Here is a 19,599-nt window from a genome sequence, read left to right as displayed (position 1 = left end):
GTCAGGGGTGCCCGATCATTTTCTGCCACATGCCCGGAAAGTCCGGCAGCGTCTTACTGGTCGTCTCCACATCGGACACCGTGAGGCCCTGCACCACCAGCCCGATCAACGCACCTGCGGTGGCCATCCGGTGATCGGCGTAGGACTCCCACACCGCACCGTGCAACTGTCGGGGCACGATGCGCAGACCGTCGTCGGTCTCGGTGCAGTCACCGCCGAGCCGGTTGATCTCGGTGGTCAGCGCCGCCAACCGGTCGGTTTCGTGACCGCGCAGATGCGCGATGCCCGACAGCACCGATTCGCCGTCGGCGAGCGCGCACAGACCCGCCACGGTGGGGGTCAGCTCGCCGATGTCGCGCAGATCGATGCTGATCCCGGTGAGCTTCTCCGGCCCGCGCACGGTCAGCGAACCGTCGGAGAGTTCGATCGCACAACCCATCTCGGCGAGGATGTCGACGATCTGGGCGCCGGGCTGGGTCGTGGTCGCGGGCCAACGTGGCACGCTCACCGCACCCCCGGTCACAGCGGCGGCGGCCAGGAATGCGGCGGCGTTGGACAGGTCGGGCTCCACCACGCGGTCGATCGCCCGGATCGTCGACGGCGGCACCCGCCATGTCTGCGCATCCGGCCGCTCCACCGTCACCCCGCACTCGGCCAACATCTGCACGGTCATGTCGATGTGCGGCATCGAGGGCACCGGTCCGCCGTCGTGGCGCACGGTCACCCCGTCGTCGAAGAGCGCGGCCGACAGCAGCAACCCCGAGACGAACTGCGACGAGGCCGACGCATCGATGGTGACCTCCCCGCCGGACGCGGACCCGGTCCCGGTGACCGTGAACGGCAACCGATCGCCGGTCACCTTCACGCCCAGGTCGCGCAGGGCGTCGAGGATGGTCGCCAGGGGGCGAGTGCGGGCCTGCTCGTCACCGTCGAAGGCGACCCGCCCGTCGGCGAATGCGGCCACCGGGGGCAGGAATCGCATCACGGTGCCGGCCAGCCCGCAGTACACGTCGGCGCCGACCATCGGGTGCGGTTCGATCGTCACCGCGGTGTCGTCGTCGGGATCGATCCGCACGCCGACGCCCAGCGCACTCAGGCCGCTGAGCATCAGATTGGTGTCGCGGCTGCGCAGGGTTCCACGCACCACCGAGGGGCCGTCCGCCAGGGCGGCGAGGATCAACGCGCGATTGGTGATCGACTTGGAACCGGGCAACTCGACGGTGGCCACCACCGGGGCGGACACCGTGGGCGCAGTCCAGACACTCATGCGGTCCAGTCTGTCACGGGCCAACGGTCACCGATCGGGGAGCAGCCGTCACCGGGTGTCCCGTCGCAGCGGGTGATCGGCAGGTACCTCCACGATGATGATCCGACGGTCGTCGGGGTCGCGCACATGCATCTCGATCAGACCCCACGGCTCGGTGCGTGCCTCCCGCACGATCGGGACGTCGGCGGCCCGCAACTCGTCCGTGGCGGCCGCCGCGTCACGTACCTGCAGCCAGAGCATGGCGTCGGCGCCCCCGCCGGTCGCCACCTGGTCGCTCATGTGTGCGGGTACCTCGATATAACCGGTGCCGGCGTGGAAGACCACTCCGCCCGGATACTCGCGGGCCACGGCCAGTTTCAACTGATCGCGATAGAACGCGGTCAGGCGTTCGGGATCGGCCGAACGCAGCAGAATTCGGCTGCTCAGTACCTCCATCTACTGGCCCTCGGTGGACCCGTCGGTGCCACCGAGCGCATGGCCACGGTTCAGGTCGTTGCCATGCCGGGCCGCTTCGTAGATGGCCTTCTCACGCGCGATGCGATCGGTTTCCCCGATGGGCTTGGCGTCACCGAAGGCGAACGTCGAGTCGTGCGGATACTCGTGCGGCTGGTCTGGGTCGTCGTCGATGAGGGCGTCGGCCGGCTGATGATCATGGCGGGGGCTGTCGGACATGACTAAACGATAAACCGAGTTGTGCTCGACCGATCAGGATCCGCGCCGGGAGAATCCGCCGTCGGTGTGCGAGTCCCAGCTCTCGATCAGCCGTAGCACCTTGGGATCGCCCTGCTCCTTGATCCAGGCACACAGGTCTTTCGGCGCGGCCGGGTTGGTGATGATGAACTGGTGCAGATCGGGGTCGTGTTCGGCCAGGTACCGCAGCGTCTCCGGTGGGCTGTCCGGGTTGGCGGCGGCCAGCGCGTCGCGGGGATCGAAGGCCGCGGCGCCCATCGTGTCGCCTGCCGACAGACCCAGGCCGTCCTTGGTGACCACCTCGATCTCACCGGTGTTGTGGTAATCAGCCGGGTCGGGTGAGGTGCTTCTGGTGTTGAGCAGCAGATTCAGCAGGATCGCCGTCAGTGCGCCCGCGGAGATGCCGGAGTGGAAAATGGTCTGGAACCAATCCGGGAACTGGTGATACAGGTCCAGCGACACGTTGACCGGCGCGTCGCCGAGGTCGCGGTTGGTGTAATACAGCTTGGCCTCGGTCAGCATCGCCACACCCACCGAGATGGCCACGACCAGCACGTTGGTGTTGTTGAACTTGACCTTGCTGAGGGTTCGCACACCGCTGGCGGCGACCATGCCGAACAGTGCGACACCGGCGCCGCCGAGCACCGGCATGGGGATGCCCTCGACGATGGCGGCCATCTTCGGCAGCAGCCCCAGGATGACCAGGATGATGCCCGCACAGGTCGCCACATGCCGGGTCTTGACGCCGGTGATGGCGACGAGCCCGACGTTCTGCGCGAACGCCGTGTACGGGAAGGTGTTGAATACGCCGCCGAGGACCGTGCCCAGTCCGTCAGCGCGCATCCCGTCGGCCAGTTTCTGCGGGGTGATCTTCTTGTCGACGATCTCACCGACGGCCACGATGTCGCCGGTGGTCTCGGTCATGATCACCAACGCAACGATGATCAAGGCGATGATCGAGGAGATCTCGAACGTCGGCATCCCGAACTGGAAGGGTTGCGGAATGCCGATCCACGGGTTCTCGCCGACGGCGTCCCAGTTGGCCATCCCGAACGGCAGCGACACCAGCGTGCCGATGACCAGACCGATGAGCACCGACACCCGCTTGATGGGTTCGGGTCCGAACCGTTCGAGCGCGATGATCACCGCGAGGGTGAAGAAGCCGAACGCGATGGCCTTCGGTTCGCCGAAGTCCTCGCCGGTGGCGGTACCGCCACCGAACCACCCGGCAGCCACCCGCATCAGGGAGACGCCGATGATGAGGATGATCGTGCCGGTGACCAGGGGCGGGAAGAAGCGGATCAGCTTTCCGACGACGGGTGCGGCGAGTATCATGAACAACCCGCAACAGATCACCGAACCGTAGATCGCGGTGATGCCGTGGGCCTGGCCGATGGTGATCATCGGCCCGACAGCGGCGAAGGTGACGCCCTGCATGAGCGGCAGCCGCACCCCGAAACGCCAGAAGCCGACCGCCTGCAGGATCGTCGCTATGCCGGCGACGAACAGGTCGGCCATGATCAGGTGGACGATGTCGCCCTGCTCGAGTTGGCCCGCGCTGACCATCGCGCCACCCACGATCAGCGGTACGGCCACGGCGCCCGCATACATCGCCAGCACGTGCTGTATGCCCAACGGCAGCAGCTTGGCCAACGGCGGTATCTCGTCCACCGGGTGAGCTGTGGTCTTGCCGCGCCTGATCGGGTCGAGAACCGCCATACGCAGATGTTTACGAGCCGGACGTTTCGGACAGTGCGCCGACATGTGACGGCCGTGTTTCCGCGAAAATATATCGGCCACAGTCACACCCCGCCGGGCCGGGCACAATGGTGCGATGGTCAGTCGCCGCCGAAGTGCCGGGCTCCTGCTGTACCGCCGCCGCGGCGGCGACGTCGAGATCCTGATCGCCCACCCCGGCGGGCCGCTGTGGGCGCGCAAGGACGACGGCGCGTGGACGATCCCGAAGGGATTGCTGGAACCGGATGAGGAACCTGAGACGACCGCCCGGCGCGAGTTCGCCGAGGAGATCGGGTCGCCGGCACCGGCCGGCCCGGTCATCGAACTCGGCGACGTCACCCAGGCCAGTGGGAAAGTGGTCGCTGCGTTCGCCGTGGAAGGTGACATCGACAGCTCGACCGTCGTCAGCAACAGCTTCGAGATGGTGTGGCCACCGAGGTCGGGGAAGCTTCAGAGCTTTCCGGAGGTGGATCGGGCTGAATGGGTGGACCCGGAGACGGCGCGGGTGAAACTCAATCCGGCGCAGGTGGCGTTCGTCGATCGACTGCTCGACACCCTCGCATCACAACGCTGATCTGCAAGCGGGAGGTCGGGTAGGGCGACCTAACCTCAGCGATTACTGAGTTTCGTCTTGACGCCCGGCCGATCCGGCGCAAACTGAGAATGGTCACCATGGTGTGATGTCGGACACAGTGGCGTGTCCGCAGAGTCGAGGATGTGTCTATGCGAGACGTCTTGCCCACACTCGTGGAGCGCTGGCGCAACGGGGAGACGGTCGGGCTGACGACCGTCGTCGCCACCTACGGGTCGGCGCCACGGCAACCGGGGGCGGCGACGGCCCGCCTGGCCGACGGCGGGGTGATCGGCTCGGTGTCCGGCGGGTGCGTCGAAGGTGCGGTGTACGAACTCGCCGGTGACGTCGTCGAGTCCGGGACGGCGCAGACCGAGCGGTATGGGATCGCCGATGACGACGCGTTCGCCGTTGGTCTCACCTGCGGTGGCACCATCGACGTCTTCTGCGAGCCGGTCTCCCGCGAGACCTGGCCCGACCTCGACGAGATCGGCGCCGCCGTCGATGCCCGACGGCCTGTGGCCGTCGCGACGGTGACATCCAGCGATCAGCCGGACGTGCCGGTCGGGGCGCACCTGACCATCGCACCGGAGCGCGCCCGGGGCAGTCTCGGTGAACCCGAGCTCGATCGGGTCGTCGTCCAGGACGCGCGAGGCTTGCTGGACCTGGGGGAGACCTCGATCCTGCGCTACGGCCCGCAGGGTCTGCGCACCGGCGACGGCATCGCCGTGTTCGTCAACAGCATGGCGCCCTCGCCACGCCTGATCGTTTTCGGGGCCGTCGACTACGCCGCCGCCCTCGCGCATGCCGGAGCCGCACTCGGCTATCACGTGACGGTGTGCGACGCTCGCCCGGTGTTCGCCACGCCGGCCCGTTTCCCGGCCGCGCACGAGGTGGTCGTCGACTGGCCACATCGCTATCTGCGCGCCGAGATGGCTGCCGGCCGGATCGATTCGCGCACCGCGATCTGCGTGCTGACCCACGACCCCAAGTTCGACGTCCCGGCCCTGCAGGCCGCGTTCGAGTCGCCCGAGGGTGTCTACATCGGCGCCATGGGATCCCGGCGCACCCACGACGACCGCATGCGTCGGCTTCGTGAGGAGGGCGCCACCGACGCCGCTCTCGCCCGCCTGCACTCACCGATCGGACTCGACCTCGGCGGTCGCACCCCGGCCGAGACCGCGGTGTCGATCATGGCCGAGATCATCGCGGTTCGGCGCGGCGGAACCGGGGTCACCCTGACCAACCTCACCGATCACATCCATCCAGGCATCAGCCGGATCCAGCCGGACCCGACGAGAGTGGGCGGATGACCGGGTAGACCCGGCCGATCGGACGATCCCCCGATCACAGCAGAGGAGTCATCATGCAGGTACCGGCACCGTTCGAATACGAGCGCGCGACCAGCGTCGATCACGCCATCGGACTCCTCGGCCAGCTGGGCGACGAAGCCCGCCTGATCGCCGGAGGGCACAGTCTGCTGCCGATGATGAAACTCCGGCTCGCGACACCCGAGTACCTGATCGACATCAACGATCTGCACGACGAACTCGGCTACATCCGGTTCACCGACGACGATGTACGCATCGGCGCGATGACCCGACACCACGAACTGCTGGCCAGCGAACCACTGTTCGACACCTTCCCGATCTTCCGCGACGCCGAGCGGGTGATTGCCGACCCGGTGGTCCGTAATCGCGGCACCCTCGGCGGATCACTGTGTCAGGCAGACCCGTCGGAGGATCTGTCGAGTGTGTGCTCCACCCTTGATGCACGCTGCGTGATCCGAGGCTCCGACGGGGAGCGGGTGATCAGCATGGCGGACTTCCATCGCGGCCCCTACGAGACCGCCGTCGAACAGAACGAAATGCTCACCGAGGTGCGGGTTCCGGTCCGGCCGGGCGGCGCCAGCGCATATGAGAAGGTCGAGCGACGCGCGGGGGATTGGGCGGTGGTCGCCGCGGGTGCCGCGCTGTGGCTGACCGACGGCACCATTGCCGACGCCCGCGTCGGCCTGACCGCGGTCGGCGCCAACACCACCGACATCCCGGCGATCTCCGAGGCGCTGCGTGGCGCGGACCCGACTGAGCAGACTTGGCGGCAGGCAGGTGAGGTCGCCGCGCAGGCCTGTGATCCGGCCGCCGACGGTCGGGGCACCGTCGACTACAAACGCCATCTCGCGGCCGAACTCACTGCACGAGCCCTGCGCCGCAGCGCGCAACGACTCGGGGTCGAGGCATCGACCCCGGCCACCTGATCACCCGCCCATCCCGAATCCGCGAAAGATGCCGACCGGCAAGGAGAATCCGATGCAAGTGACGATGACCGTCAACGGCGAGTCGGTGACCCGCGACATCGAGCCGCGCCTGCTGCTCGTTCACTTCCTGCGCGACCACCTCGCCCTCACCGGCACTCACTGGGGCTGCGACACCAGCAACTGCGGGACCTGCGTGGTGCAGGTCGACGGACAGCCGGTGAAGTCGTGCACGATGCTTGCCGCGATGGCCGGCGGTCACGAGGTGCGGACCGTGGAGGGGCTCGAACAGGGCACCACGCTGGATCCGCTGCAGCAGGGATTCATGGAATGTCATGGGCTGCAATGCGGATTCTGCACACCCGGCATGCTGATGACGACCCGCGCACTGCTCGACGAGAACCCGAATCCCACCGAGCACGAGATCCGGGAGGCGATCAGCGGACAGATCTGCCGCTGCACCGGCTACACCACGATCGTGCGATCGGTGCAGTGGGCCGCACAGCACGGGGCCGCACACCAACCCGACGGCACGAGTGAGGCATCGGCCGCCGATGACGTTGCGGAAGAGGCACTTCGATGACCATCACCACTCCACCCGAACCGGCATCGGCGTCCGGACCCGACGACCTGGTCGACAACAATCACAAGCCGATGGGCTACGGCCGGATGCTGCGCAAGGAGGACCCGCGTTTCATCCGTGGACTGGGTCGGTACTGCGATGATGTGCAGTTGCCCGGCATGCTGCACATGGCGATTCTGCGGTCCCCGGTGGCGCACGCGAAGATCGTCAACATCGACACCACCGCGGCCGAGGCGCTGCCGAAGGTGAAGGCCGTCATCACCGGTGACACCCTGAAGGGTTTGGGACTGGACTGGATGCCGACCCTGTCGAACGACGTGCAGGCGGTGCTGGCGACCGACAAGGTCCGCTTCCAGGGCCAGGAGGTCGCGGCTGTCGTCGCCGAAGATCGCTATGCGGCACGGGATGCGCTCGAACTCATCGATGTCGACTACGAGATCCTCGACGCGGTCCACGATGTCCGCACCGCATTGGACCCGTCGGCGCCGGTGATCCGCGACGATCTCGAGGGCAAGAGCGACAACCACATCTTCGACTGGGAGACCGGCGACAAGGCCGCCACGGACGCGGTATTCGCCGACGCCGACGTGGTGGTCACCCAGGACATGGTCTACCCGCGCGTGCACCCCGCACCGATGGAGACCTGTGGCGCGGTCGCCGATTTCGATCGCGTCGACGGCAAGCTCACCCTGTGGTCGACGAGCCAGGCACCACACGCACATCGCACCCTGTACGCATTGGTCGCCGGCATCCCCGAGCACAAGATCCGTGTCATCTCACCGGATATCGGCGGCGGGTTCGGCAACAAGGTGCCCATCTACCCCGGTTATGTGTGCGCGGTGGTCGGGTCGATCGTCACGGGCAAGCCGGTCAAGTGGATGGAGGACCGGACCGAGAACCTCACCAGCACCGGGTTCGCCCGCGACTACGTGATGCGCGGCGAGGTCGCCGCCACGAAAGACGGACGGATCCTCGCCATCCGCACCAACGTCCTCGCCGACCACGGGGCCTTCAACGGGGTAGCTGCCCCGGTCAAATACCCGGCGGGATTCTTCGGCGTTTTCACCGGTAGCTATCAGCTCGAGGCCGCGTACTGTTCGATGACCGCGGTGTACACGAACAAGGCGCCCGGTGGTGTCGCTTACGCCTGTTCATTCCGGATCACCGAAGCCGTCTATCTCGTCGAACGTCTGGTCAACTGCCTCGCCCACGAACTGCAGATGGATCAGATCGCGCTGCGGCGCAAGAACTTCATCCAGCCAGACCAGTTCCCGTACACCACCAAGACCGGGTGGATCTACGATTCCGGCGACTACGACGCCGCGATGACCGAAGCGATGCGGATCGCCGACTACGACGCCCTGCTTGCGGAGCAGGCCGCCAAACGCGAGCGCGGCGAGCTGATGGGTATCGGCGTGGCCTTCTTCACCGAGGCGGTCGGTGCCGGACCGCGCAAGGACATGGACATCTTGGGCCTGGGCATGGCCGACGGATGTGACGTGCGGGTCCACCCCACCGGCAAGGCCGTGGTCCGGTTGTCGGTGCAGTCCCAGGGGCAGGGGCATGAGACGACGTTCGCGCAGATTGTCGCCGAGGAACTCGGTATCGCCCCCGACGACATCGACGTCGTCCACGGTGACACCGACAACACACCGTTCGGGCTCGGTACCTACGGCAGCCGATCCACACCTGTCTCGGGGGCGGCGGCGGCGATGGCCGCCCGCAAGGTGCGCGACAAGGCGAAGCTCATCGCGGCGGGCATGCTCGAGGTCTCCGTTGCCGATCTGGAATGGGAGAAGGGGACTTTCGCCGTCAAGGGTGATCCGGGCACCACGGTGACGATCGCGGAGATCGCGATGAAGGCGCACGGCGCGGGCGACCTGCCACCCGGAGTCGAGGGCGGGCTGGACGCGTCGGTGGTCTACAACCCCGCCAACCTCACCTACCCGTTCGGTGCCTACATCTGTGTGGTCGACGTCGACCCCGACACCGCCGTGGTGAAAGTGCGACGGTTCATCGCGGTCGACGACTGCGGCACCCGGATCAACCCGATGATCGTCGAGGGGCAGGTGCACGGCGGGCTGACCGACGGTATCGGGATGGCCCTGATGGAGATCATCGAGTTCGACGAGTCGGGCAACTGTCTCAACGGGTCGCTGATGGATTACCTGATCCCGACCGCGCTCGAGGTGCCGCATTGGGAGACCGGACAGACCGTGACACCCTCGCCGCACCATCCGATCGGCGCCAAAGGCGTCGGCGAGTCGGCGACCGTCGGGTCACCACCCGCGGTGGTCAACGCCGTCGTCGATGCGCTGGCACCTTTCGGTATTCGCCATGCCGACATGCCGCTGACCCCGTCCCGGGTGTGGGAGGCGATGCAGGGCAGGGCACGGCCGCCGATCTGAGATCGTGACGACAGGAGCAGCATGACATCCGAACACGGCAGATCGCTGGACGAGATGGCCGCCGACCTCACCGATCGGCGCAGACCGTTTGCGCGCGCCACCGTGGTGCGGGCGCAGCCGCCGACATCGGCCCGGGCGGGCGACCAGGCGTTGGTGATGGCGGACGGAGAGATGTTCGGATTCGTGGGCGGCCAGTGCGCGGTCGAATCGGTGCGCCAGAGTGCCGTCGACTCGATCGCCGCCGGTGAAGGGGTCCTGCTGCGGGTTCTGCCCGAAGGCGCCGAGACGTATCCGGAGACCTCTGGCGCGCGGGTCGCGGTCAACCCATGTCTGTCCGGGGGTGCGCTGGAGATCTTCATCCAACCGGTGGTGCCCACCCCGATCATTCAGGTCGTCGGGGACAAGCCGATCGCGTTGGCCATCGTCGACCAGGCCCGGTTGCTGGGTTGGGCGGTGAGCCGGGTGGACCCGGAAGCCGCCGGCGTGTGGGAGTTCACCGAACCCCATGGGGTGGTGGCCTCGATCATCGCCAGTCACGGCGGTGATGAGGCCGCGGCGATCCGCACGGCACTTGATCACCACGTGCCGTTCGTCGGACTGGTGGCAAGCGTGAGGCGCGGCGCGACGGTACTCGACGCGATGGATCTGTCGGTGACCGACCGTGCATGCGTGCACACCCCGGTCGGCCTCGACATCGGTGCACGCACGCCGCCGGAGATTGCGCTGTCGGTGCTGGCTGCGGTGGTGGCGGCCATTCGGCGCGACGGTCTGGCCGGCACCGGCGCACCCGAGGATGCCCCAGCTGTAGTCGAGCCTCGACGCGAGGTCGACCCGATCTGCGGGATGACCGTGATGGTGTCCGCCGATACCATCGAGTATGACGACGATTCCGGTTCACATTGGTTCTGCTGCAAAGGATGTCGGGACACCTTCGTCGCGCGGTCGGCGGGTGGGTTGCAGGCGGCTCAATGACGTCGCCGTTGTTCTCCTCGGCCGACGACGTCGCGCGCCACCTCGATGCCGTGGATTATCTCGCCGACGAAGGTCTGGCGACTGCGCTTTTCCTGGCGACGTCGCTGCAGATGCCGATCCTGCTGGAAGGTGAACCGGGGGTGGGTAAGACGTCGGCGGCGACCGCACTGGCCACCGCCCTGGACACCGACCTGATCCGCCTGCAGTGTTATGAGGGGCTGGCGGCCCATGACGCCCTGTACGAATGGAACTATCAGCGTCAACTGCTGGCCATCAAGATGTCGGAGTCGCGGGGTCAGGATTTCTCCGACGCGGATCTGTATGCGCCCGAGTTCCTCTCGGAACGGCCGCTGTTGGCGGCGATCCGGCACCGCGGAGCCCGCCCGCCGGTTCTGCTGATCGACGAGATCGACCGCGCCGACGATGAATTCGAGGCATTGCTGTTCGAGTTCCTCGGTGAGGGCGCGGTCACCGTGCCGGAACTCGGCACCATCCGGGCGCAGCGTCGGCCGCTGGTGGTGCTGACATCCAACCGCAGTCGTGAGCTCCACGAGGCGTTGCGGCGGCGCTGCCTCTATCACTGGATCGTCTATCCCGGTGCGGCGCAGGTGGTCGCGATCTTGCGGCGCACGGTGTCCGGCGCCTCGGCACCGCTGCTGGAAGACGCGTCGGTGTTCGTCGGTCGGGTGCGGGAACTAGATCTCGACAAGCCGCCGGGTATCGCCGAGGCGATCGACTGGGTGTCGGCCCTGATCACCCTCGGTGTCACCGAGTTGGTCGCCACCACGGTGGCGCCCACGCTGGGCACCCTGGTCAAGACGCCCGACGACCACGAGATGCTGCTGGCGGCGCTCGAACACGGTTCCGTGCTCTGAAACGGCACCCGGAATGACCAGAGCGGCGATCGTGGCGCATGTGGACCGGGCGGCTTTCGCGGCCGGTTTCATCGACCGGCTGCGAACCGCGGGGCTGCCGGTCGGTCACGCCGATGCCGCAGTATTGTGCCGCGCACTCGACGTGCTGGGGCGAGCCGTGCTGTCGGATCGACGGCAGCTGTATTGGACGATGCGGATCACGCTGGTGCGTAGGCAATCCGACCTGTCGACGTTCGATGCCGTGTTCGCCGCGGTGTTTGACGATGCGGTCTTCTCGCTGGATCCGGTCGCGATGCGCAGTCGGTCGACGGTTCGGTCGGGGCAACAGGACCGTCCGGTTGCCAGGGATGCGGCCGGACGTGGGGGTGCGGGAGACACGTTGCCGTGGACGACGCTGCCGCGCATGTCGGTCGTCGACGAGTCGGCCGCCGGAGATGACGATGGTTCACCGGTCTGGGTGCCTCGTCCCAGCGCCATCGAAGCGATTTCCGGACTGCCCTTCGACCGGTTGGACACCGCACAACTGCGGCAGGTCGAGGCATGGTTGGACGGCGCGATCGCAACGTGGCCCCGTCGACGCGGGCGTCGGGAACGAACGCGCGTCGATGGTAGGCGAATCGACCTGCGCGCCACATTGGCACGTTCCCGGTACACCGGATGGGAGCTGGCCGACGTTGTCTATCGCGGGGCGATGTGGCGCGATCGCCGCGTGGTGATGATCTGCGACGTGTCTGCGTCCATGCAGGCCTACACCAGCGCCTACCTGCACGTCATGCGTGTACTGACGCGATACGGACGCGGCGAGACCTTCGCGTTCGGCACCACGCTGACTCGGATGACGCCGATGTTGGCCCGCTCCTCGGTCGACGACGCCATCGAGACGGCGAGTGCGCAGGTGACCGACCGATTCGGCGGAACCCGGATCGCGTCGAGCCTGCAGGCACTGGTCGCCTCCCGCCACGGACAGACGCTGCGCGGAGCGATCTGCGTGATTGCCTCCGACGGTTGGGATTCTGACGATCCGGCGCAGATGACACGCGCGATGGCGCGGATAACGCGCCGAACCTTCGCGGTGGTCTGGCTCAACCCGCGCGCCGGTGCCGACGGGTACGAGCCGCTCGTGGGCGGCATGGCTGCTGCTCTGCCGTACTGCGACCGCGTGCTCCCGGCGGCGACAGTCGCCGACCTCGCCGATCTGGTCACCGCGGTGACCGGGCTTCGCCGGCGATGAATGGTTCACGGACTCGATTCCACCAGGTGACGTCAATTCCACAGGGTGACATAGACCGCGGGCCGGAAGTTCTTCACCGGTACACCCGAACCGCGCAGCATGGCCTGGATCGCCCTCGGAGTGGTGACGAAGCGCATGAGTTCACCGGCCGTGCGGGTGGCGTCGTGGGCGAGGGTCGTCGCGCTCCAGGTGGCGCGCCGGTGCACGCCCGCACCTGAGACGCGGGTGAGGCGCCCGGCGGCCAGATCGGAGTACACCGCGAAGGTCAGCGCCAGCGTCAATCCGGTGCCGCGTTGGGTTTCCTCCCACGCGGCGGCGTCGCTCTGGAAGATCCGCTGGGATTCCTCGGCGATGCCGAGATCGGCCAGCATCTCGGGAATGGCGCCGCGTTTTCCGGTGGCCGATGGGCCGAGATTCCAGGTGGCGTGGGCCAGTTCCTCCGGGCTCGCCCGCCGCTCGGCGAACCGATGGCTCGGGGCCGCCATCACCTCGATGTCATAGGTCAGGAACTCGCGGCTGCTCAGCGCCGGGACGGCCGCCGTCGTCTCCGATTCCAGCGGTGCCGGTCCGATGGCGATGTCGACGGCACGCGAGGCGAGCAGGGTGGCGAACTGATCTGGCGGCTGGACGGTGAGTTCCACCCCGAGGTCCTTTGCGCGGCGCGTGAACAGATCGATCAACCCGCCGGCGGCGTGCTCGGCGAACAGGCTCGACGCGGCGAGGCGAATTGTCCGCTGGCCACCGGCAGCGGCTTCGACTTCGCTGACCGTTTGGTCTTGCAGGCCCAGGATCTCCACTGCGCGCGCCGCGAGCCGCAAACCCCCAGGGGTGAACGCCAGTCCGGAATGTGTGCGTCGGAACAACTGGTCGCCCAGGCTCTTGCGTAGTTGGGCGACATGCATCGACACCGCCTGCTCGGTGAGGCCGAGTTCTGCTGCTGCTTGCTTGACCGACCCGGTCCGCACGATGGCGACGAACGCGCGCAGTTGGGCCGATGTCATGGACCCCATGGTATTTGAGGCCGCGGCGTCGATTGCGTTGTTTCCGCGGTGCTGCGCAGCCCCAGATTCCCTGATGGTTGAGAGTTTTCTGTATTCAGATTTGCGTGTACTGTCCGCCGTATGGAAACAGTTGTCGTTGTCCGCGATGCGTTGACGAGGTTCGGGTACGCGTTGTCGGATTCCACGCGTACGCAGGTTCTGCTACGCCTGCGCACCGGCGGGGCGTACCCTTCCGAGTTGGCCGAGTCCATCGGCGTCACGCGGCAGTCGCTGTCGAATCATTTGAGCTGTCTACGTGGTTGCGGCCTGGTGGTCGCGGTGCCGGAAGGACGTCGGACCCGATACGAACTGGCCGATCAGCGAATCGCGCACGCCCTCGACGACTTGCTCGGTCTGGTTCTGGCGGTGGACCCCGCTTGCTGTGACAACGCCGATGACGAGGACTGCTGCTGATGGCATCGGAACTGGGGATGCCGGCGGTGGGCAGTCCGACGATCAGCGCGGACCGTCGGCAGTTGTTGCAGCGTCGGATTCGATGGTTTGTCGCGATCACGATCAACTACAACGTGATCGAGGCGGTTATTGCGCTTTCCGAGGGAGCGCGGGTGTCGTCGGGTGCGCTCATCGGCTTCGGTCTCGATTCGGTCATCGAGGTGTCGTCGGCGGCGGCCGTCGCCTGGCAGTTCGCCGGCAAGGACCCAGAGCATCGCGAGAAGATCACGTTGCGGATCATCGCGTTCTCGTTCTTCGCGCTGGCGTTGTACGTCGGAGTCGATTCGATTCTTGCTCTCTTCGGTTTCGGCACTGAGGCCGAGCACTCGTCGGTCGGGATCGCGTTGGCTGCGGCGAGTGTCGTTGTCATGCCGGTATTGTCGTGGGCGGAGCGTCGCACCGGGCGCGAGCTCGGATCCCTCACGGCGGTCGCTGATTCCAAGCAGACGCTGCTGTGCACCTACCTGTCAGCGGTGTTGCTTGTCGGTTTGTTGCTCAACAGTTTGCTCGGATGGTCGTGGGCAGACCCGATTGCGGCACTCGTCATTGCGGGCATCGCGGTCCGCGAGGGTGTCAACTCATGGAAGGGCGACGCATGCTGTGCGCCGGCAATCGGTCGCGGGGTCACGGCCCATGATTGTGACTGCTGCTCCTAACCGTCGATTGAGCGCCAAATTGCGTTGACTGGGGCGTCAGAATGTGACGACTGGACAATCGATGCCGTCGCCAATCCGACTGCGGCCTCATCGGGGTCGCGCGTTGATCGCCGCGCCGCCGGATTCCACGACTCCTCGTGGCAGGACTTCGCTAACGCGATGCTCGATGGCATCTCGCCGTTCGGGAGTCACAGGAGATACGTCCTTGTCATCGACTTCCACAACTCGAGGTGTGGGTCGGTGGTCGGATCGCGGCGGTCGATCAGATAGGTGGTGGCCACCCCACGCATGCTCGACAACAGCAGCGGGTACAGCTCGGGGTACCGCGGTCGGGAGGTCAGTTCGTCGCCGAGGAAACTGGCGACGGCGCTACGCACCGTCGGTCCCAGCCGCCGTTCCGTCGGCACCAGTGCGTTGCGGAGCTGCTCGTTGGTCCGTGCGGCGATCCACAGTTCCATCGATGCGACGAAATACGGTTGGTGAAACGTGGTCCAGCCCAGTTCGATCGCGGGCCCGATCCGTTCGGCGGGATCACTGGGCCAGTCCACCTGTTCGGGCATTTCCGCGATGCGGGTGCGTGCGAGATGATCGACGGCGGCCATCAGAAGGCTGTCTCGGGAGGGGTAATGGTGCAGTAGCCGGCCCCGCGTCACACCTGCTTCGGCCTGAATCGCCAGTGTGCTGGTCTTGGCGTAGCCCCGTTCGACCAGTGTGCGGAGCGCGGCATCGAGGATCTGGGACCGGGTGCGCTCACCGCGTGGCCGGGTGGCCGGGTGGTCGGTTGCGCGCGGCGAGGGATCCATGCCGCGAGTCTAGTGTCGACGCGGCGCGCTGTGCTGCGGCGTCAGACGTCGAGGACATGCGGTTGACCCGCGCGATAACGCTTGCGGTCTTCGTCCTTGAACGGATCGAGCATCGGCAACTCCCACAACGGGAAGACCGGCGCGGGCCGTGCGGGACTGTCGGCTGCCGCGAGGATCGCGTTGGTGACTCGTCGACCGGATTCGTTGGCTCCCTCCATCGTCGCCAGATCGATGTTGGTCCGGACGTGGTCGCCGGCGATGAAGAAGTTCGGCAGCCGGGTGTGCGCCGTGGGACGATCCGCGTAGGAGCCGGCGGTGTTGACCATCAGCGGGGTGGCGTTCTGGATGGTCGGGGACCAGGTGATACCCGGGTCCAGCGACCAGCTGACCAGTTCCTCATCGCGCAGGATCGGCTTTCCGCCGGCGTTCATCGCCCGGCTCATCTGCGCCCACGCCTCGCGCGCGATCTCCTTGCGGGTGCACTGTTTCGCGGTCTTGCCGTAGAGGATTCCGGGCTTCTCCCATTCGGAGATGTCGATGGACAGGCAGTCGCGCACCGTGCCGTCCCCGTAGGTCTTGGCGAAGTCGACATTCCACGGCTTCGCCTGGAACAGTCCCGTCAGCGCCCATGGGGTTCCGAGTGATGCGATGTGACTCGGCGGCACCTCGGATTCGCGGGACAGGAAGTACTGGATGCCGACCATCCAATCGTCTTGTAGGCGATGGATTCCGGCCAGTGTTGGATCGGCACCCACGAGGTCGGGGGTGAGCAACGGCTTGAGTCGGTCGATGGGCATCGCCGCGACGAACCAATCGGCGGTCACCGTGCTGCCGTCGCTCATGGTGGCACCGGTGATGCGTTTGCCCGCCACCTGGAATCGGCTGACGCCGGTCCGCATGGCGAAGCGCACCCCACGCGACCGGAGATAGGCGACCCACGGATCGATCCAGGTGTGATTGGTCGGCCCGTTGAGGATCCGGTCGACGCCACCGTTGACCAGCTCCGCGTCGTACTGCCCGACCAGCCCGGTGGCGGAGGTGGCCAGCGCCAGGCCGATCTGGCCGATCGTGCGAGCAGACGCGGTGTGTGACTTCGCCGCGACCAGGGCACGTGTGAGTGCGCCCGCCAGGTAGGCGCGGTAGGCGGGCGACTTGCCGTCTGCTTTGACGAACTGCAGCCAAGATTGCTTCTCCCACTGGCCCAGGCGTCGTTCCTCGCAACTGGTAGCGATGACGAGCTCGCGAGCCACGAAGTAGGCCAGCTCATGCGGCGGGATGTCCACCACGAACTTCAGACCGGTGGTCAGTGCGTTGCGCAGGTTCTCGAGGTTGACGATGTCGGCGGCATGGTCAACGAAACCCATGATCGAGGCGGGGGCCGACACCGGCGCGTACCCCGCGTCGTCGAATGCGACGACCGCGGCTTCGACGTTGACCAGGTGACGGTGCTTGACGTCGCCGCCACCGGCGAGCGGAATGCGCTCCATCGTGTCCGGAACATGTTGGTAGCAGCCTGGATAGAAGCGGAAGCCGTGTTCTCCCGGCAGATGGTGACGACCGCCGCGTGCGGTGTTCGGCACATCGTGGCTACGCGCCTTGCCGCCGAGGAAGGCGGGCTCGTACACGGTCACCCGGAATCCGCGTTCGATCAGTTCGTGCGCGGCCGTCAGCCCTGACATCCCGCCGCCGAAGATGGCCACCTCGCGGCCCTTGCTCTGGCCGACGCGCGGGACCGCTCGGGCCGACGGCACCGCCACATTTGGTAAGGCGACCGCGGTGCCGGCCAGCACCGCTGCGGCAGCCGCACCCTTGAGTGCGGAACGTCGATTGATGTCGTTTCGGTCGATGTCCATGGTCCCCGTCCCTCGACAAACCAGTCAGTACTGACTGATGTGATTTCTACCACTCTTAGAGCGACCGTGGGACGAGTTGGCGAAACAGTCTCAAAAAGTTGGTCAAGTGTCTCAGTGGGCACGTGGTGCCGTGTGGACGAGGCCATCGGGAGCCACTCGACGGTAAACGGTGCCCACTCGACGGGAAACGGCGCCCAGTCAACGGGTCTGACTGAGGAAGGGCGCGACGAGGTCGGGGGAGACGGTGTCGATGACGTGTGCGGACGACTCTGGTGCGAGGTCGACCATCGCGTAGGCCTCGGTGCCGGCGGCGGTCGCCAGCACCAGCGTCTCGACGCCGCGGCGACGCTGGAACAACGATTCGCGCGAGGCCCAGCCGACGACACCGTCGCGGGCCACGGCGTAGCGATGACGCGCGACCCGCGGTGGGGCGACGACCACCGACCGATCAGTGATCCGGTATCCGAGATTGCGGTAGCGCACCACGCCGAGGCCGCTGCCGCCGATCGCAGCGGCGATGGCGACGGCCAGCCACGGCCAGGTCAGCGGGCCCGCGACGGCGACGATCACCAGGACGGCGATCAGAGCGCCGCCGAGAAAGCCGCGGGTGAGGCGTCGCGACCGGGCCCCGGAACCGTGTCGGATCAGCGGCACCGTGAGTTCGTCGCCGTCGTGGGTCACCAGCCGGCCGACACGGATCGCTTCGTCGGCCGGTGCGGGTGGCAGCAACAGTGGGCTCTTGGACGATCCGGTGGCGATGGCATGCAGACGTGCTCCATGCAGCGGCCGCATCAAGATCGGTTCGTGAAGGTGGACGCCGCGAATCCGTTCCTCATCGAGGCTGGTCGCGTTGGTCGTCAGGAGTCCGCGCCGAATCCGCAACGTCGCGTCGTCGCCGTTGCGGCTCAGATCGAAGTTCCAGTACCCGAGTACGTAGCCCGCGACCGACAGCACCGCACCAACGACGAGCACGGCCACGACTGCCGTCGTGACGAGCAGCGGTACCGGAATCGCGCGGAGCCGGTCGGCGGTGCTCTCGGCGATGTCGGCCCCACGTTCATAGAGGCCGGCCTCACCGGCGATCTGCGCGGCGAGCCCACCGACGGCGGCGGCCGCGGCGAGCCCTGCCATCGAGAACGGTGCATAGCGCAGCCAGGACAGCCGAAAGCGTGAGAGCTGCTGGGGAGCCGACACGCGATCGGAGGGTGTAGCGGTCTGGGCGCTGTCGCGCGCCGCGGTCGCCATCAGGGATTCGTGCAATCCGTGGGCTTCGGGTGCACCGATCGCGTTGAGTTCCACCACCGACGACTGCTTGTCACCGCCGGTACCGATCCGGACCTTCTGCAGGCCGAGGATGCGCAGCGGGAGCGATGCGGTGAGGTCCACGCTGCGCACGCGGTCCCGGCGGGCGGTGGCCACCTTCTTGGTCAGCCACCCGCTGCGCACCCGCACGTGTTCGTCGGTCACCTGATAGCGGGTCGTCAGCCACGGGACCAGGGCGACCACCACCACGGCGACGACGCCGAGCGCCAGCATGAGCAAAGGCGCGTTGCGGCCGGCGAAGACGATCGCCAGTGCCACCGGGATCAGCTGCGGCAGTTGCTCTACGGGGCGGACCGCCATCATCCAGGGGGACAGACGATGCCACTGGTCGTGGCGGTCGACGACGATGGCGCCGGGGTCAGGTCGCGTCATCGGTGTCGGCCTGCGTACGCGCGGTGAGGTCGGCGGCGGTGGTGCGTGCGACAGCTGAGTCGAGTCCGACGATACGGATGGTGCCCGCCGAGGATGCGGTGGTGACGGTAAGCGTGGCGAGGTTGAGCAACTGTTCGATCGGGCCGGCCGCCGTGTCGACGACCTGGATACGTGCGATCGGGATCATCACGCGCGACCGGGTGAACCATCCCGATTGGGTGTACACGGCCTTGTCACTGATCTCCCAACGGTGAAACCGATAGCGCCACATCGGTACGACCGTGACGTAGAACGCAGTGACCAGCGCACAGACGATCGCGGCGATGACGGCGATCAGCCGCACCTGATCGACGAGCGCCGCGACGATGACGCAGGCAGCGAGCAAGGGGAGCCCCGCCAACAGGGGCGTCATCCGCCACATCGTGATCGACCGTCGATCGACTCGGTGGGCGGGTTCGCGCAGGAGCAGCGCAGGGGTGTCAGCCATGTCACCGACAGTCTACGAACTCCG

The 19,599-nt window shown here is 66.9% G+C and carries 19 protein-coding genes; 10 read left to right on the top strand and 9 right to left on the bottom strand.

Features of this window, described 5'->3' with window-relative positions; all coding sequences use genetic code 11:
- Position 1: 1 nt before the first annotated feature.
- From aroA to ACIGKQ_RS07520, 4 genes are read right to left on the bottom strand one after another with little or no spacing between them, the layout of a single operon-like run.
- On the bottom strand, positions 2–1,267 hold the full coding sequence (aroA, locus tag ACIGKQ_RS07535; protein WP_235725099.1) for a 3-phosphoshikimate 1-carboxyvinyltransferase: 1,266 nt from the start codon (positions 1,265–1,267) through the stop codon (positions 2–4).
- A gap of 48 nt (positions 1,268–1,315) precedes the next feature.
- On the bottom strand, positions 1,316–1,702 hold the full coding sequence (locus ACIGKQ_RS07530) for a VOC family protein (protein WP_235725098.1): 387 nt from the start codon (positions 1,700–1,702) through the stop codon (positions 1,316–1,318).
- Positions 1,703–1,939, bottom strand: coding sequence for a hypothetical protein (locus ACIGKQ_RS07525; RefSeq protein ID WP_235725097.1), 237 nt, complete (start codon positions 1,937–1,939; stop codon positions 1,703–1,705).
- A 33-nt stretch (positions 1,940–1,972) separates the two neighbouring features.
- Positions 1,973–3,676 (bottom strand): nucleobase:cation symporter-2 family protein, encoded by a 1,704-nt coding sequence (locus ACIGKQ_RS07520; protein ID WP_235725096.1) that lies wholly within the window; start codon positions 3,674–3,676, stop codon positions 1,973–1,975.
- 115 nt (positions 3,677–3,791) lie between these two features.
- On the opposite strand from ACIGKQ_RS07520, the gene ACIGKQ_RS07515 reads away from it, so the two are divergent.
- From ACIGKQ_RS07515 to ACIGKQ_RS07480, 8 genes are all read left to right on the top strand, one after another.
- Positions 3,792–4,268, top strand: coding sequence for an NUDIX domain-containing protein (locus tag ACIGKQ_RS07515; RefSeq protein ID WP_235725095.1), 477 nt, complete (start codon positions 3,792–3,794; stop codon positions 4,266–4,268).
- A 149-nt stretch (positions 4,269–4,417) separates the two neighbouring features.
- Positions 4,418–5,578: an XdhC/CoxI family protein gene (locus tag ACIGKQ_RS07510; protein WP_235725094.1), complete on the top strand. Its 1,161-nt coding sequence runs from the start codon at positions 4,418–4,420 to the stop codon at positions 5,576–5,578.
- Between the two features lie 53 nt (positions 5,579–5,631).
- The gene (locus ACIGKQ_RS07505; RefSeq protein WP_235725093.1) at positions 5,632–6,522 is read left to right on the top strand and encodes a xanthine dehydrogenase family protein subunit M; all 891 of its coding nucleotides are present in this window, start codon (positions 5,632–5,634) and stop codon (positions 6,520–6,522) included.
- Between the two features lie 52 nt (positions 6,523–6,574).
- Positions 6,575–7,102, top strand: coding sequence for a (2Fe-2S)-binding protein (locus ACIGKQ_RS07500; protein ID WP_235725092.1), 528 nt, complete (start codon positions 6,575–6,577; stop codon positions 7,100–7,102).
- The gene (locus ACIGKQ_RS07495) at positions 7,099–9,510 is read left to right on the top strand and encodes an aerobic carbon-monoxide dehydrogenase large subunit (protein ID WP_235725091.1); all 2,412 of its coding nucleotides are present in this window, start codon (positions 7,099–7,101) and stop codon (positions 9,508–9,510) included. Before ACIGKQ_RS07500 ends, ACIGKQ_RS07495 begins: the two co-directional genes overlap by 4 nt.
- A gap of 21 nt (positions 9,511–9,531) precedes the next feature.
- Positions 9,532–10,482: an XdhC family protein gene (locus ACIGKQ_RS07490; RefSeq protein ID WP_396572992.1), complete on the top strand. Its 951-nt coding sequence runs from the start codon at positions 9,532–9,534 to the stop codon at positions 10,480–10,482.
- Positions 10,479–11,357 (top strand): MoxR family ATPase, encoded by an 879-nt coding sequence (locus ACIGKQ_RS07485; RefSeq protein WP_287015962.1) that lies wholly within the window; start codon positions 10,479–10,481, stop codon positions 11,355–11,357. The genes ACIGKQ_RS07490 and ACIGKQ_RS07485 overlap by 4 nt, the downstream gene beginning before the upstream one ends.
- A gap of 13 nt (positions 11,358–11,370) precedes the next feature.
- Entirely contained in the window at positions 11,371–12,588 is a 1,218-nt protein-coding gene (locus ACIGKQ_RS07480) for a VWA domain-containing protein (protein WP_287015963.1), read from the top strand.
- A gap of 32 nt (positions 12,589–12,620) precedes the next feature.
- Here ACIGKQ_RS07480 and ACIGKQ_RS07475 read toward each other — a convergent pair whose 3' ends face one another.
- Positions 12,621–13,589: a LysR substrate-binding domain-containing protein gene (locus ACIGKQ_RS07475; RefSeq protein ID WP_328712943.1), complete on the bottom strand. Its 969-nt coding sequence runs from the start codon at positions 13,587–13,589 to the stop codon at positions 12,621–12,623.
- Between the two features lie 120 nt (positions 13,590–13,709).
- Between ACIGKQ_RS07475 and ACIGKQ_RS07470 the strand changes: the two genes are divergently transcribed.
- Together ACIGKQ_RS07470 and ACIGKQ_RS07465 are read left to right on the top strand one after the other, a co-directional pair.
- Entirely contained in the window at positions 13,710–14,042 is a 333-nt protein-coding gene (locus ACIGKQ_RS07470; RefSeq protein ID WP_287015965.1) for a helix-turn-helix transcriptional regulator, read from the top strand.
- Positions 14,042–14,737: a cation transporter gene (locus ACIGKQ_RS07465; RefSeq protein WP_396572989.1), complete on the top strand. Its 696-nt coding sequence runs from the start codon at positions 14,042–14,044 to the stop codon at positions 14,735–14,737. The genes ACIGKQ_RS07470 and ACIGKQ_RS07465 overlap by 1 nt, the downstream gene beginning before the upstream one ends.
- Before the next feature lie 188 nt (positions 14,738–14,925).
- Here ACIGKQ_RS07465 and ACIGKQ_RS07460 read toward each other — a convergent pair whose 3' ends face one another.
- The 4 genes from ACIGKQ_RS07460 to ACIGKQ_RS07445 all read right to left on the bottom strand — a co-directional run bounded on the left by ACIGKQ_RS07460 (position 14,926) and on the right by ACIGKQ_RS07445 (position 19,575).
- Entirely contained in the window at positions 14,926–15,540 is a 615-nt protein-coding gene (locus tag ACIGKQ_RS07460) for a TetR/AcrR family transcriptional regulator (protein WP_328712944.1), read from the bottom strand.
- Positions 15,541–15,581: 41 nt separating this feature from the next.
- A complete protein-coding gene (locus tag ACIGKQ_RS07455) occupies positions 15,582–17,393 on the bottom strand; it encodes an FAD-dependent oxidoreductase (protein WP_396572987.1) in 1,812 nt (603 codons plus the stop codon).
- Positions 17,394–17,591: 198 nt separating this feature from the next.
- Positions 17,592–19,088: a PH domain-containing protein gene (locus tag ACIGKQ_RS07450; protein ID WP_235725082.1), complete on the bottom strand. Its 1,497-nt coding sequence runs from the start codon at positions 19,086–19,088 to the stop codon at positions 17,592–17,594.
- Complete coding sequence (locus tag ACIGKQ_RS07445; protein ID WP_396572985.1) at positions 19,075–19,575, bottom strand: PH domain-containing protein; 501 nt, start codon at positions 19,573–19,575, stop codon at positions 19,075–19,077. The genes ACIGKQ_RS07450 and ACIGKQ_RS07445 overlap by 14 nt, the downstream gene beginning before the upstream one ends.
- Positions 19,576–19,599: the final 24 nt, after the last annotated feature.

It is taken from the genome of Gordonia sp. NPDC062954, from assembly GCF_044543825.1.
In the GTDB taxonomy this organism is placed as follows: Bacteria; Actinomycetota; Actinomycetes; order Mycobacteriales; family Mycobacteriaceae; genus Gordonia; species Gordonia tangerina.
This window is presented reverse-complemented; position numbering and strand designations above follow the sequence as displayed.